The following is a 13,477-nucleotide window of genomic DNA, read 5'->3' as shown; positions in this document are numbered from 1 at the left end:
TCCGTGCTCATTTTTTGCTGAAGGTTAGTCGTTCATGGATGTTGTCTCGCGGGCCTATGAGCGCCTGATCGAGTGGGTGATCGAGCCGGTTACCGCGCAGTTTCTTGGCATCTTCGACTTCAATGGCCGCTTCGGCGTGCTGTTCCTCTGCCTGTCCTATGGCATCGCCTACGGGCTGTTCCGCTACCGCAAGCATCGGAGGCTGACGGCGGCGGCCTCGTTCTGGCAGTTCATCGGCGGGAGTCGGGTCTATCTGCACCGTTCGGCGTTGCTGGATTATCGCTATTACTTCGTGCGGGCCATCCTGAAGGTCGCGCTGGTGCTGCCGGTCGTGGGGCTGGTGGACCCGTACATTCTGAAGGCCGGGGACTATATGGCCTTTTTCACCAACCTCTGGGGCGCACGCCCGCGAGTCGGGGAGAACCTTTCGCTGTCCCTGCTCTACGGACTGGGGGTGTTTCTGGTGAGGGACTTCATCCATTACTGGGCGCACCGGGCCTTTCATTCCCGCTGGCTGTGGGCGTTTCACAAGGTCCACCATTCGGCGCCCGTGCTGGTGCCGGCGACCGCGAGCCGGGTGCACTTCGTGGAGAAGATCGTCCAGAAGCTGGCCAGCGCCGTGTTCATCGGCGGCTACGCCGGCCTCTTCTGGTACCTGTGCGGTGGGGCGATCGACCGCTACACGCTGTTCGGTGTGACTTACCTGGTGTTCATCTTCAACGGGCTGGCGGCCAACCTGCGTCACAGCCATGTCTGGCTGTCGTTCGGGCCGGTGATCGAACATGTGCTGAACAGCCCGGCCCAGCACCAGATCCACCATAGCGACGCGCCCCGGCACTTCAACAAGAACTTCGGCACCAACCTGTCGCTCTGGGACTGGATGTTCGGCACCCTCTACGTCACCCGCCCGACGCCCGAGGACATCCGGTTCGGGACGGGCGCCCGCGACAGCGAGCGTTACCTGACGATCTACAGCCTGGTCGTGACGCCCTTCGTGGACACCGCCCGCAAGCTCGCATCGGCGCGACGTCCGCGGCAGCTCCCGTTGCGCAATGGCTGAGCGGGCCCGCTTGCGCAAAGGGTTCAGTGCGCAGTGCGTAGGATGGGTTGAGGTACGAAACCCATGCTGTGGGATCGACAGAACGTTCTACCGCTTGCAGGGTGCTGACGCACGATAAGGCAACAGTGCGAGGGTGGGGTGAGTGGGTGCGAAACCCGTCACCACGAAACGATGGGTTTCGTACCTCAACCCATCCTACGAAAAGCCGTCCACGCCGCTGCAAGCCTTTGTGGTTTGTGCGGGCGGCGATCTGCTTGAGCGCAGCGAAACCTATCACCACGGAGCGATGGGTTTCGTACCTCAACCCATCCTACGAAAGGCCGTCCACGCCGCTGCAAGCCTTTGTAGGTGGTGCGGGCGGCGATCTGCTTGAGCGCAGCGAAACCCGTCACCACGGAGCGATGGGTTTCGTACCTCAACCCATCCTACGAAAGGCCGTCCATACCACCACACGCCTCCAGCAGGCTCATCGGTTCCAGGCACAGGTCGCGCGGCGACAAGTGGATGGGAAGATATATTGCACATGTAATATGACGAGTGTAATTTAAGCCCACTGCTCACATCCCACGAGCCCTTTCCCAGGAGACAGATCCATGAGCGAACAGAAGCACTCGGGCGTTGCCCTGATCACTGGCGCATCCACCGGCATCGGTGCCACCTATGCCAAGCGCCTGGCCGAACGGGGCCATGACCTGCTGCTGGTCGCCCGTGACCAGGGCCGCCTGGAAGCCCTGGCGGCGCAGTTGCGCGAACAGTACGGGGTGCAAGTGGAAGTGCTGAAGGCCGACCTCACCGACAAGGCCGACCTGACCCGCGTGGCCCAGCGCCTGCGCAGCGATTCCGGCATCAGCCTGTTGGTGAACAACGCCGGCGTGGCCATCAATGGCAGCCTGCTGGACACCGACCTGGACCGTTTCGACGCCATGATCCAGCTCAATGTGGTCGCGGTGACCCACCTGGCCGCTGCCGCCGCCGCCAACTTCGTCGCCCAGGGGCGCGGCACCCTCATCAATATCGCCTCCGTGCTGGCCCTGGCGCCGGAGATGTTCAACGGCACCTACAGCGGCACCAAGGCCTTCGTGTTGAACCTCAGCCAGTCGCTGAACAATGAGGTGGCGGGCAAGGGCGTGCGCGTGCAGGTGGTGCTGCCGGGCGCGACCCGCACCGAAATCTGGGAACGCTCGGGCACCGGCATCGAGAATATTCCGCAGGAAATCATCATGGAGGTGGGCGAGATGGTGGACGCCGCGCTGGCCGGCCTGGACCAGGGCGAGCTGGTGACCATCCCCGCGCTGCCGAACAAGGAGGACTGGGACCGCTTCACCGCCGCGCGCTTCCACATGGCGCCGAACCTGTCGCTGTCCAAGGCGGCTGATCGCTACAAGGCCTGAACGGGCGGGTAATGAAGAAGGCCGGGCATTTGCCCGGCCTTCTCGTTCGCGTACCACAGCGGCATTCGTAGGGTGGACCCCGCTTCACCGGTCCACCAGGTGGGGCTTGGCCGGGCACCGCGGGTGGATGAAAAGAGCGTCATCCACCCTACGGCAGGACTGCGTCCTGCATCGCGAATGATTTCGCTCACAGGGGAGCAACGGGGCTCGGCTGGACAACTGCGCCGTGCTTTCGCATTCGCCCCTGCAGGTCAGGCGAAGACGAAGTACTTGCGCACGGTTTCCACCACTTCCCAGGTGCCCTTCATGCCCGGTTCGATCACGAACACGTCGCCGGCCTTCAGGTGCTTGGGCTCCTCGCCCTCCGGCGTGATGATGCAGTAGCCGTCGAGGAAGTGGCAGAACTCCCACTTCTCGTAGTTCACCTCGAACTTGCCGGGGGTGCAGATCCAGGTGCCCATGATCTTGCTGCCGTCGGCGGAAACGTAGGCGTTGAGGTTTACGGTGTGCGGGTCGCCGCCGATGCGCTTCCACTTGGTGGCGTCCACGATCGGGGTGGGGCAGGTTTCGCGCAGAACGGTGATGAAGTCGGACATTTCAGCTCCAAACGATCTGATGAAAGGTCCGCCACCATAGGTCCAATGCCTTGCCGGGAGTTGTCTGGATTCGACGCCGAACTGTCTGTGAACGCGCCGGCAGGCTAAGTTGAAACCAGGGGACTCGTTTCCGGTCCCAGGCATAGCGGCACGCGGCGGGCCCGTAGGCGTGTTGGCGCGCCCTCCCCAGGAGGTGCTCATGGACATCCAGTGGTTCAAGCACGACAAAGCCGCGTCGGAGGGCGACTTCGACACGTGGTGGGACAGCTACGGCGAATGGTTCGACTCCCAGGACCAACTGCTCAGCGGCGAAAGCGGCATCCAGCGCCTGCTCGCCCCGGACGGCCGGGTGCTCTACAGCAAGCGCCAGATCAATCACTTCCATCGCGACCTTACCCACCCTTTCGGCGAGCCCACCATCCTTCACGAGGGGCGTGCCCTGCGCGCCCTGGCCGAACTGGGGGTGCGCGTGCCCAGGGTGGTGTTCAGTGGTGCGCGCAAGACCGAGACCGAATCGCAGGCGCTGCTCGTCACCGAGGGCCTGGAGGGCTTCGTCTGCCTTGAGGAATGGTATGCCCGGCCGATTTCCGCCGACCTGCGCCAGCAGATGGTCCAGCAACTGGCCTGTACCGTCGGACGCATGCATCGCGCTGGTTGGGAGCATGGCCGGCTGTATCCGAAGAACATCTTCGTCAGGGTCAGCGGCGAGGACGATAACAAGGTCGAGGTCGCCTTGCTGGGCCTGGCCAAGAGCAACCACCGCCTGACCGCCCACAGCGCTTCGCTGCATGACTTCGAGCAGTTCAAGCAACACCGCAAGCCGATGCCGGACGAAGACTGGAAGGCCTTCGCTACGGCGTATCGGGATGTGATGGAGAGCGACTACGCGCCTTAGCGTGGCGGCGCGTAAAGCCTTCTCGCGTGTACGGGGGGCGCACGGAATTCGTTACGTTCTACCCATCCTGCGGGCTGCCGGCCGGGCCGGTGGCGGTTCGTTGCGCCTGCCAAGCCCTGTACGACGCCGCCATGCAGCGTGCGCAGGGCCGATAGCCGGCGGCCCGTGCGCTGGCTTCGTCGAGGAAGAACACCCGTTGCTTCACATAGCCGCCCCGGGCGATGGCGCGCAGGGCGGCCGGGCAATCCAGGCGGCCGTAGATGCGCGTCCGCCGATGCCCGCCCAAGGTGCCGGGCACGGGGCTCGGGTAGGGCTGGCCGTCCGCGCCGAGCAGGGTCCAGTTCGTCATCCCTCGGCTTCGCGTTCCAGCAGGCGGCGTTTGCGTTCCACGCCCCAGCGGTAGCCGGAGAGGTTGCCGTCGCTGCGCACCACGCGGTGGCAGGGGATGGCCACCGCCAGGCTGTTGGCCGCGCAGGCCTGGGCCACGGCGCGTACCGCACGGGGCGCGCCGATGCGTTCGGCGATCTCCGCATAGCTCGCCGTACTGCCCGGCGGAATCTCCCGCAGCGCCTGCCAGACCCGCTCCTGGAAGGCGGTGCCGCGCACGTCCAGCGGCAGGTCCAGGCCCAGGCGTGGTGCCTCGATGAAACCGATCACCTTGGCCACCAACTGCTCGAAGTCGCCGTCGCCGCCGATGAGTTGGGCGCGGGGGAACTTGTCCTGCAGGTCGCGCAGCAGGGCGTCCGGGTCGTCGCCGAGGAGGATGGCGCAGACGCCGACCCCGCTCCGGGCCACCAGGAAATGTCCCAGGGAGCATTCGCCCAGGGCGAAGCGGATGTCATTGTTGGCGCCGCCAGCGCGGTAGTCGGCGGGCTTCATGCCCAGCACCTGGGCGGAGTCGGCGTAGAAGCGGCTGTTGGAGTTGAAACCGGCGTCGTAGATCACCTCGGTGACCGAGGCGCCCGGCCTCAGCTGGTCGCGCACCTTGCGGGCGCGGCGGGCGCGGGCATAGGCCTTGGGGGTGACACCGGTGACCGCCTTGAACACCCGGTGGAAGTGCGAGGCGCTCATGCCCGCCGACTCGGCCAGGGCTTCCAGGCCCGGTACGTCCTCGGCGCTTTCGATCTGCCGGCAGGCGGCGGACACCAGCGCGGCATGCTGGGCGGCCACGCTGGTCACGTCGGCGGCGGCGCGACGGCTGGGGCGGTAGCCGGCGGCTTCGGCCTGTTCGGCGCTGTCGAAGAACTCCACATTCTCCGGGCGCGGCAGGCGGGTCGGGCTGCTGGGCCGGCAATAGACGCCGGTGGTCTTCACCGCGTAGACGAACTGCCGGTCGGCAGCCGGATCACGGGCTTGCACGGCGGCCCAGCGCGGGTCCTGTTCGATGGCGGTCTTGATGGAGGGCTTCATGGCAGCGTCCGCAAGAGGTTCGGTCATGACAGAGAGTATGCGGGCAATTGGCCGCCCGCATCCCGGCTCTTGCGGTCGAATTCAGGGGCGCGAATAGACCCTGAACAGCGTTTGATCCAGCTCGCTGGGGGCACCGAAGTACTTGCCGTACAGCGGCACTATCGCGCCGGAGCGGTAGACCTGGCTCAGCGCCGTATCCACCTGCAGGCGGAAGTCCTCCTCGCCACGGGCCATGGCCAGGGCGACGGGTTCGAACTCGAAGCGTCGCTCCAGCACCATCAGGTTGGCATTGGCGGCGTCCCGAGCCACCAGGCTGCGCAGCATCATCTGGTCGGCGAAAAAGGCGTCCACCTGGCCGTTGGCGACCTGTTCCACGCCCTCCGCCGGCGTGGCAACGGTTTCCAGCGTCACCAGCACTTTCAGCAGGCGCAGTTTTTCCCGTGCCCAGTCCTCCACCAGGCTACCGCCTTGCACCGCGAAGCTGTGGGCCGCCAGGCCCCGATTGAGGGTGGCGCGCCAGGTGGGGCCGGTCTGCTCCACCTCGCCGCTGAGCACCTTGACCAGCGAGCGCGGTGCGTTCTTGCGCACCACCACGCCGATCCCGGCGGTGTAGACGGGCAGAGAGAAGGTCACGTTCTGGCGGCGTTTCAGGCTTTCCACCAGGGGACTGCAGAGCAGGTCGACACCGCCGGCCTGCACCACCTCCAGGGCCTTGTCCGGCGCCAGGGGCACGAAGCGCACTTTGAGCGCGGCCAGCCCGGGCTGGGTGCGCAACTGGTCGGCCACCTTCTGGCACAGGTCGACGGCATAGCCGGCGGCGCCATCGCCGTCGGTGGCGGAGAACGGCGGCTGGTCCGGCAGGTAGCCGAGCGTGAGGGTGCCGCTGGCGCGGATGCGGTCCAGCGTCTGGGCCGGGGCCAGCGTGGGCAGCAGGAGGGCCGCCAGCAGGCAGAGCGATGTTTTCCAGCTCATGGGGTGTCCTCCAGGCCGAGCTCGCGCAGTCGCGCGGCGCGTTCTTCGAGGAAGCGGTCGGCGATGTAGCCGAACATCAGGTAGCCGACGGCGGTGACGATCATCCCGCCGAACACCGCCTCCGTGCCCGAGGCATAGAGCGCGTACAAGCTGTAGGCCATGGCGATGATCAGCACGACCACGTTGCGGTGGTGCGGATACCCCGTCACCCCGGCCTTCTGCATGATCACCAGCAGGGCCGAGAGTGCGGTGATGTAGGGGATGATATTGGTCACCGCCGCCAGGTTCACCAGTTTGCCGAACTGCTCCGAGGCATTGGGCGAGATGGTCGACACCGCCATGGCGCTTTGCAGTACGGCGTTGGCCACCAGCCCGGCGATGGGGGCGCCCAGCAGGGTGACCTTGGCGAACAGCGCCGGAAACATGCGCTGGTCGGCGGTGACCTTGGCGGTCTGCGCCAGGGTGAACTGCCAGCCCAGCAGCGAGCCGACGCAGGCCATGACCGCCAGGGCCATGATCACGTCGCCCACCAGCGGATTGAACATCTTCGCGTAGACATAGGCGAAGGGCGCGCTGGAATTGGCCAGCTCCGGGTTGGGCACGATGCCCATGATCACCGAGGTGGACAGTACGTAGATCACCGCCGCCCCGAGGGTGCCCAGCAGGCAGGCCAGCGGCACGTTGCGCTTGGGGTTCTCCACGGCGTCGGAGTTCTGCGCGGCCGACTCCATGCCGAGGAAGGCCCAGAGGGTCAGCGGAATGCTCTGGGTGATGGCCTCGCTGGTGGCGATGCCGTTGGGGTTCCAGGCCGCGCGAAAGACCTCGGGCTCGAACCAGAACCAGCCGATCACCGACAGCCCCGCCACCGGGATGATCACCCCCCACACCGTGATCGAGCCGATGTGCCCGGTGACCTTCGGGCCACCGAAGTTGGCCAGGGTGGTGAGCCAGATCAGCCCCACGGCGCCGAGGAACAGCGGCAGGGCGCCGCTCCCCAGCCAGGGGAAGAAGGGCGTCAGGTAGCCCACGGCGGAAATGGCGATGGCCACGTTGCCGATGGCCAGCGAAAGGAAATAGAGGTAGGAGCAGAGAAAGAAGGCCGACTTGCCGTGGGCTTCCTCGGTATAGGCCGACATGCCGCCCGAGCGTGCGCAGAAGATGCCGCACTGGGCGAAGCAGTAGGCGATGGCCATGGACCCCACCGCCGTGATCACCCAGGACAACAGGGAGATCGCCCCCAACTGGGCCATGCTCGAAGGCAGCATGATGATGCCCGAGCCCATCATGTTCACCGCCACCAGCGTGGTGAGCCCGGTCAGGCTCATTTTCTTGCCGGAATCGGCCATGGGGAGTTCCTTCGAAAATGAGGGTCCCCAGAAAGATAGGTGGCGTTCGGCATTGTTGCCGCCGGGCCGGGGGTAGAATTCATCAATCTGCAACGCGACGCCGAGCCGCCCATGCCCCTGCAACCCGAAGACCTCGCCAGCATCACCGCCACCACCCTCGACGACTACAACCGCAACGCCGAGGGTTTTCGCGAAGGCACCCGCGACCACGACGTGAGCCAGAACGTCGAGGCGCTGCTACGGCACATCCGTGGCCAGGCGCCATTCAGCATCCTCGACTTCGGCTGCGGCCCGGGCCGCGACCTGCGCACCTTCAGCCGCCTCGGCCATGAAGCGATTGGCCTGGACGGTGCGGAAAGCTTCGTCGCCATGGCCCGCGCCGACTCCGGCTGCGAAGTCTGGCACCAGGATTTTCTCGCCCTTCACCTGCCCGCCGAACGCTTCGACGGCGTCTTCGCCAATGCCAGCCTGTTCCACGTCCCGCGCCAGGAACTGCCCCGCGTCCTCGGCCAACTGCATGCCGCGCTCAAACCCGGTGGCGTGCTCTTCAGTTCCAACCCGCGCGGGCGGAACGACGAAGGCTGGAGCGGCAGCCGCTACGGCGCCTGGCACGACTACGAAAGCTGGAAGGCCCTGCTGGAGACGGCGGGCTTCGAGGAGCTGGAGCATTACTACCGCCCGACGGGGCTGCCGCGCGAGCAGCAGCCCTGGCTGGCGAGTGTCTGGCGCAAGGCTGGGTAGGGGCCTGCGAAAACAGTCGCTGTTCTCGCAGGCACTGAAGGGCTGTCGCGCCCGTTATAACCGGATCGCCAAACCCGACCACGGGCTTGACCGTGACGGGGGCGGGACAGGGAGGGCAAGCCGACCTTGCACCTTTGGGCCGTGATCGGCCCGCGAACAGGTGAGGGGACTAAAATGCCAATAAGGCTCCGCGGAGAAGAGCCCCTGGCCGTCGGAGCAACTTCCCCATCCGCGGTTACCCGCGAAGCTTCGACGGCACCCTTTAGGGACGTGCGGCCGGAACGGGGGTCAGCTCTTGCGCGGTGCTTGCACGGGGAGGTCTTTCCCCGCCTCGGGCACCTTCGGATGCAGGAGGGCCTGGCGAATCTTCTCGTAATCGTCGTAAGGCAGGCCGCTGCGGCTGAGCATCTCCAGGGCGAACTGCTTCACTTCCGCGTCCGTGTAAGGGCGCTGCTCGGGTTGGCTGGCGCAGCCAGCGAGGATCAGCGCCACTACGGCCAGGGCAAGGGTGTGTACAGGTTTCATGGAGGTCCCCGGTGCGGTGTTGGTCAGTGCGCGCAGGCTACCAACGGGCGGGGAGGGGGAAAAATCATCCCCGCCAATAATGACTATTTCATTTCTCGCAAGGGTCGCGATGGCGAGGGCGCAGCCTGCACGCTGGCCGTTGCTGATGGGTTTCGCTTCGCTCTACCCATCCTACGGAGCCGCGATGTTTGCACTGCGTAGGTTGGGCTGAGTGCTTTCAGGCGGGTACCGGGGCACGGCGTGCATTCAGGGCCGCCAATTGGCATCGAATTTCTCTGCCAGCCGCTGCGCGCGGAAGCGTTCGACGATGAAGTCGATGAAGGCGCGGGTCTTGGCCGGCAGCAGCTTCTGCGCGCTGAAATAGAGGGCCAGGCTGCCGGTGTCCACGTACCAATCCGGCAGCACCCGCTCCAGGCTGCCGCGTTGCAGGTGCGGCAGGGCATGCACGGTACTCACCAGGGTGATGCCTAACCCTTGCAGGGCGGTGTGGCAGGCCGCTTCCGGGTCGCTCATGGCCATGCGCAGCTTGAGCTCGAAGCTGGCCTGGCGGTTGTCGCGGGTGCGCAAGGGCCAGGCGCGGACCCGGCCGGTCTGGGGGGAGCGGATGAGGATGCCGTCGTGTCCGGCCAGATCGTCCGGCGATTCGATGGGCGGGTGACGCGCCAGGTAGTCCCGCGAGGCCAGCAGCACCCGATGGGCCGGCCCCAGTTGGCGGGCGATGACGCCGGGCGGCAGTTCGAAACCACCGCCGATGGCTGCGTCGAAGCCCTCGCCGATCAGGTCCACGGGGCGGTTGTCGAAGTGCCAGTCGGGAATGATCGCCGGGTAGCGGGCGAGGAAGTCGGACAGGTGCGGGAGGATGTAGTCGCGGCCGAAGGCCACGCCCATGCTCACCTTGAGGGTGCCCGCCGGCTGGCCCTGGCTGCTGGCGAGGTTGGCCACCGCGCCCTGGATGCTCGCCAGCCCGCCGCTCACTTCCGCCAGGAAGCGTTCACCGGCTTCGGTCAGGGTCAGGCGACGGGTGCTGCGCAGGAACAGACGAACCCCCAGGCTGGATTCCAGCTTCGCCACGTTCTTGCCCACGGCGGCTGGGGTCAGGCCCAGGCGCCGTGCGGCTTCGGCGAAGCTGCCAGCCTCGGCGGCGCGCACGAAGCACTCGATGCTGCTGAGGGTTTCCATGTGGGCTCCGTAAACTGTTGGTATCGACTGAATATAGTGATTGCTGGCTTATCGGTTGTGAATCGCGGGGGAATACTGGGGCCGTCTTCCACCCACTCCCACCTTTCAGGAGACCTGACATGAGCATCCAGAAAACCCTCGACGGCAAAGTCGCTTTCATCCAGGGCGGTTCCCGCGGCATCGGCGCCGCCATCGCCCAACGCCTGGCGAAGGAGGGCGCCGCGGTTGCCCTGACCTATGTGGCTTCCGCCGCCGGCGCCCTCGACGTGGTCCGCGCCATCGAAGCCGCTGGCGGCCGCGCCATCGCCCTCCAGGCCGACAGCCGCGACGAGCAGGCCATCCGCGCCGCCATCCGCCACACGGTGGAAACCTTCGGCCGCCTCGACATCCTGGTGAACAACGCTGGCGTGCTGGCCGTGGCGCCCATCGAGGCGTTCAGCATCGACGATCTGGACCGCACCCTGGCGGTGAACGTGCGCAGCGTGGTGATCGCCAGCCAGGAAGCCGCCCGCGTGATGGGCGAGGGCGGCCGCATCATCACCATCGGCAGCACCAACGCCGAGCGCATGCCCTTCGCAGGCGGTTCGGTGTACGCCCTGAGCAAGGCGGCGGTGGCTGGTTTCACCAAAGGCCTGGCCCGCGACCTGGGCCCGCGCGGCATCACCGTGAACAACGTGCAGCCGGGGCCGGTGGATACCGACATGAACCCCGACCAGGGCGAGTTCGCCGAGTCCCTCAAGCAGATCATGGCCCTGCCGCGCTACGGCCAGGCCGAGGAGATCGCCAGCTTCGTGGCCTACCTCGCAGGCCCGGAGGCGGGCTACATCACCGGCGCCAACCTGATGATCGATGGCGGTTTCTCCGCCTGAAGGCGAGTGGTTTCGTAGGGTGGATCACGCTTTATCGATCCACCATCGGTGCCGAGCCTGGCCCCGCTGGTGGATGTAAAGAGCGACATCCACCCTACGAGAAGCGGAGCGTCATACCGATTGGATCAGGCGTTCGCGGAACGCCTGGTCCGCTTCCATTCCCCGTCCGGCCTGGAGGTTGTCCAGCATATGGCGGGGGTTGCCGGTACCGGGGATCACGCAGGTCACCGCCGGGTGGCTCAGGCAGAACTTCAGCAGCAGTTGTGGCCAGCTCGTGCAGGCGTAGTCGCCGGCCCATTCGGGCAGTGGCCGCTGCAGCAAGGTACGTAGCAGGCTGCCGCCACCGAAGGGGCGGTTGATCAGCACCGCCACGCCGCGCTCGCGCGCCAGGGGCAGGATGCGCTGCTCGGCTTCGCGGTCGCTCACCGAGTAGTTGATCTGCAGGAAATCCAGGTGCTCGGCCCGCAGCACCTTCTCCAACTGGTCGTAGGCGCTGGCGGTGTAGTGGGTGACGCCCAGGTAGCGAATTACGCCTTCGTCCTTCCATTGCCGCAGCGTGATCAGGTGTTCCCGCCAGTCCACCAGGTTGTGTACCTGCATCAGGTCGATGCGCGAGCGCTGCAACAGCGCCATGGATTGCTGCATCTGCTTCACGCCCTGCTGGCGGCCCTGGGTCCAGACCTTGGTGGCGACGAATGCCCGCGCGTGGTCCTTGAGTTCGGTGAGCAAGCCACCCACCGCTTCTTCCGCCTGGCCGTACATGGGCGAGCTGTCGATCACCGAGCCGCCGGCGGCGAACAGTGCTTCGAGCACCTGGCGGCAGTCGGCCCAGGCCTCGGCGTCGTTGCGGGCAATGTCGAAGCCCCGGTAGGTGCCGACGCCGACCACCGGGAGCGCTTCGCCGCTGGAGGGAATGGGGCGGCGGCGCAGGGGCGCGCTGCTCGTTTGCGCGCCGAGGGCGAAGGGGCTCATGGCGAACAGCGCCGCGCTTGCGCTGAGGCGGAGGAATTCGGCGCGGGTGATGCCGGTTCTCATGGTTGGACCTCCTGCGGGGTTGTTGTCTGCTCATGCCGGCGGCCAAGGCGCCAGCCCAGGGCCGACCAGGCCAGGGCCACGCCCGCGCCCACCAGGGCCACCAGGGCGGCGCCGAGGCCGATGCCGTCGAGCAGGGCCTTGAGCCAGGCGCTGAGGGCGTCGCCTCCGCGATAGACCACGGTGTCGATGAAGTTCTTCGCGCGGTACTTCTGCTGGGCGCCGAGCGGCACGAAGAGCATTTCCCGCCCCGGCCGCACGAAGGCGTATTCGCCCACCCGGCGCAGCACCATCACTGTCGCCAGCACGGCGAACTGCGGCAGCAGGGCCAGGGCGAGAAAGCCCAGGGCGACCAGCAGCGGCACCACCGCCAGCAGGGCGCCGACGCCGAAGCGCTGGGCCACGCGCCCGGCGACGAACAGCTGGCAGGCCAGGGAGAGGGCCTGGACGAGGACGTCGATCAGGCTGAACACGCGGACCTGCTGCTGGCTGTCCGGGAACAGGGCCGCGACCAGCCGTGCCTGCTCGAAGTAGAGGAAGGTGCTGGTGCAGGTCAGCAGCAGGACGAAGGCGCAGATGCCCAGCAGGTAGGGCGAGCCCAGCACCAGGCTGATGCCGGCGAAGGGGTTGCCGGGTACCGGGCGTTCCGGCGGTTCGGTTTCCGCGCCGGGCCGCCCGGCGCCGCCTTTGCTGCGCCAGGCCATCAGGTAGCGGCGCAGCGGCAGGGTGGGCAGCAGGAGCAGGGCAGCCAGCACCAGCAGCCCGGCGGTGCCCAGGATGCCCACCAGCAGGCCGCCGGCCAGCGGGCCGAGCAGCCCGCCCAGGCTGGCCCCGGCGGCGATGGCGGGGAACAGGCGCCTGGACTGGCGGCGGTCGAATACATCCGCCAGCAGGCTCCAGGCCAGGGACACCACGAACAGGTTGTAGACCGACAGCCAGACGTAGAAGGCCCGCGCCGTCCACAGCGGATCGGGCGTGCGCCAGAGCAGCCAGGCGAAGCCCAGCAGGTGGGTGGCGAAGAACAGGTAGACGCAATCGAGGAACACCCGCCGTGGCACCCGCGCGTTCAGCCAGCCGTAGGCCGGCACCGCCAGCAGCATGGCGACGAAGGTGGCGCTGAACAGCCATTGCAGGTTCTCCACGCCGCCGGCGATGCCCATGGTTTCGCGCACTGGGCGCAACATGAAGTAGCCGCCGAACAGGCACAGCAGCAGGGTGAAGGCGGCCAGGGCCGGGGCCAGTTCACCGGCCCTGGCGTGGATGGCGCGGTGCAGCGGGGACATGGCGGTGTTTCGTGTGGGGTGGTCTGGTGTTTTTAGACCATGGCGGGGGAAGGTGTTGCGGGGCGCTTTTCTGTGGGGGCGATTTCAATCGCTTAGCAGACCGCAGGTCTGCCATTCGGGGTTTGCTGGGGCAGCTGCGCTGCCCATAGCGAATGAATTCGCCCCCACAGGGTTCGGG

The 13,477-nt window shown here is 66.7% G+C and carries 14 protein-coding genes; 5 read left to right on the top strand and 9 right to left on the bottom strand.

Annotated elements, in window-relative coordinates; all coding sequences use genetic code 11:
• The first annotated feature begins 34 nt into the window (after positions 1-34).
• Together PJW05_RS18165 and PJW05_RS18160 are read left to right on the top strand one after the other, a co-directional pair.
• A complete protein-coding gene (locus PJW05_RS18165; RefSeq protein WP_271408364.1) occupies positions 35-1,060 on the top strand; it encodes a sterol desaturase family protein in 1,026 nt (341 codons plus the stop codon).
• Between the two features lie 593 nt (positions 1,061-1,653).
• Positions 1,654-2,451 (top strand): SDR family NAD(P)-dependent oxidoreductase, encoded by a 798-nt coding sequence (locus tag PJW05_RS18160; RefSeq protein ID WP_271408363.1) that lies wholly within the window; start codon positions 1,654-1,656, stop codon positions 2,449-2,451.
• A 251-nt stretch (positions 2,452-2,702) separates the two neighbouring features.
• Here PJW05_RS18160 and PJW05_RS18155 read toward each other — a convergent pair whose 3' ends face one another.
• Positions 2,703-3,047, bottom strand: a complete 345-nt coding sequence (locus tag PJW05_RS18155) for a cupin domain-containing protein (RefSeq protein WP_271408362.1) — start codon at positions 3,045-3,047, stop codon at positions 2,703-2,705.
• 199 nt (positions 3,048-3,246) lie between these two features.
• Here PJW05_RS18155 and PJW05_RS18150 point away from each other — a divergent pair, with 199 nt between their 5' ends.
• Positions 3,247-3,942 (top strand): lipopolysaccharide kinase InaA family protein, encoded by a 696-nt coding sequence (locus PJW05_RS18150; protein ID WP_271408361.1) that lies wholly within the window; start codon positions 3,247-3,249, stop codon positions 3,940-3,942.
• 58 nt (positions 3,943-4,000) lie between these two features.
• Here PJW05_RS18150 and PJW05_RS18145 read toward each other — a convergent pair whose 3' ends face one another.
• The 4 genes from PJW05_RS18145 to potE form a co-directional block, all read right to left on the bottom strand.
• A complete protein-coding gene (locus tag PJW05_RS18145) occupies positions 4,001-4,291 on the bottom strand; it encodes an Ada metal-binding domain-containing protein (RefSeq protein WP_271408360.1) in 291 nt (96 codons plus the stop codon).
• Positions 4,288-5,352, bottom strand: coding sequence for a bifunctional DNA-binding transcriptional regulator/O6-methylguanine-DNA methyltransferase Ada (ada, locus tag PJW05_RS18140; protein WP_271408359.1), 1,065 nt, complete (start codon positions 5,350-5,352; stop codon positions 4,288-4,290). Before ada ends, PJW05_RS18145 begins: the two co-directional genes overlap by 4 nt.
• An 81-nt stretch (positions 5,353-5,433) precedes the next feature.
• Entirely contained in the window at positions 5,434-6,324 is an 891-nt protein-coding gene (locus PJW05_RS18135; RefSeq protein ID WP_271408358.1) for an amino acid ABC transporter substrate-binding protein, read from the bottom strand.
• Complete coding sequence (gene potE / locus PJW05_RS18130; protein ID WP_271408357.1) at positions 6,321-7,670, bottom strand: putrescine-ornithine antiporter; 1,350 nt, start codon at positions 7,668-7,670, stop codon at positions 6,321-6,323. The genes PJW05_RS18135 and potE overlap by 4 nt, the downstream gene beginning before the upstream one ends.
• Before the next feature lie 111 nt (positions 7,671-7,781).
• Between potE and PJW05_RS18125 the strand changes: the two genes are divergently transcribed.
• Positions 7,782-8,411 (top strand): class I SAM-dependent methyltransferase, encoded by a 630-nt coding sequence (locus tag PJW05_RS18125; RefSeq protein WP_271408356.1) that lies wholly within the window; start codon positions 7,782-7,784, stop codon positions 8,409-8,411.
• A gap of 288 nt (positions 8,412-8,699) precedes the next feature.
• On the opposite strand, the gene PJW05_RS18120 is transcribed toward PJW05_RS18125, so the two are convergent.
• Together PJW05_RS18120 and PJW05_RS18115 are read right to left on the bottom strand one after the other, a co-directional pair.
• Positions 8,700-8,936 (bottom strand): hypothetical protein, encoded by a 237-nt coding sequence (locus PJW05_RS18120; protein ID WP_271408355.1) that lies wholly within the window; start codon positions 8,934-8,936, stop codon positions 8,700-8,702.
• A gap of 246 nt (positions 8,937-9,182) precedes the next feature.
• Complete coding sequence (locus tag PJW05_RS18115; protein ID WP_271408354.1) at positions 9,183-10,115, bottom strand: LysR family transcriptional regulator; 933 nt, start codon at positions 10,113-10,115, stop codon at positions 9,183-9,185.
• 119 nt (positions 10,116-10,234) lie between these two features.
• Here PJW05_RS18115 and PJW05_RS18110 point away from each other — a divergent pair, with 119 nt between their 5' ends.
• Positions 10,235-10,984 (top strand): 3-oxoacyl-ACP reductase family protein, encoded by a 750-nt coding sequence (locus PJW05_RS18110; protein ID WP_271408353.1) that lies wholly within the window; start codon positions 10,235-10,237, stop codon positions 10,982-10,984.
• Between the two features lie 111 nt (positions 10,985-11,095).
• Here PJW05_RS18110 and PJW05_RS18105 read toward each other — a convergent pair whose 3' ends face one another.
• Both PJW05_RS18105 and PJW05_RS18100 read right to left on the bottom strand, forming a co-directional pair.
• Positions 11,096-12,019 (bottom strand): aldo/keto reductase, encoded by a 924-nt coding sequence (locus PJW05_RS18105; RefSeq protein ID WP_271408352.1) that lies wholly within the window; start codon positions 12,017-12,019, stop codon positions 11,096-11,098.
• Positions 12,016-13,299: an NTP/NDP exchange transporter gene (locus PJW05_RS18100; protein ID WP_271408351.1), complete on the bottom strand. Its 1,284-nt coding sequence runs from the start codon at positions 13,297-13,299 to the stop codon at positions 12,016-12,018. The genes PJW05_RS18105 and PJW05_RS18100 overlap by 4 nt, the downstream gene beginning before the upstream one ends.
• Between the last annotated feature and the right edge of the window lie 178 nt (positions 13,300-13,477).

This window comes from Pseudomonas sp. Q1-7, assembly GCF_028010285.1.
Taxonomy (GTDB): Bacteria; Pseudomonadota; Gammaproteobacteria; order Pseudomonadales; family Pseudomonadaceae; genus Metapseudomonas.
The sequence above is the reverse complement of the archived record's forward strand: the minus strand, read 5'-3'. Positions and strand labels throughout refer to the sequence as shown.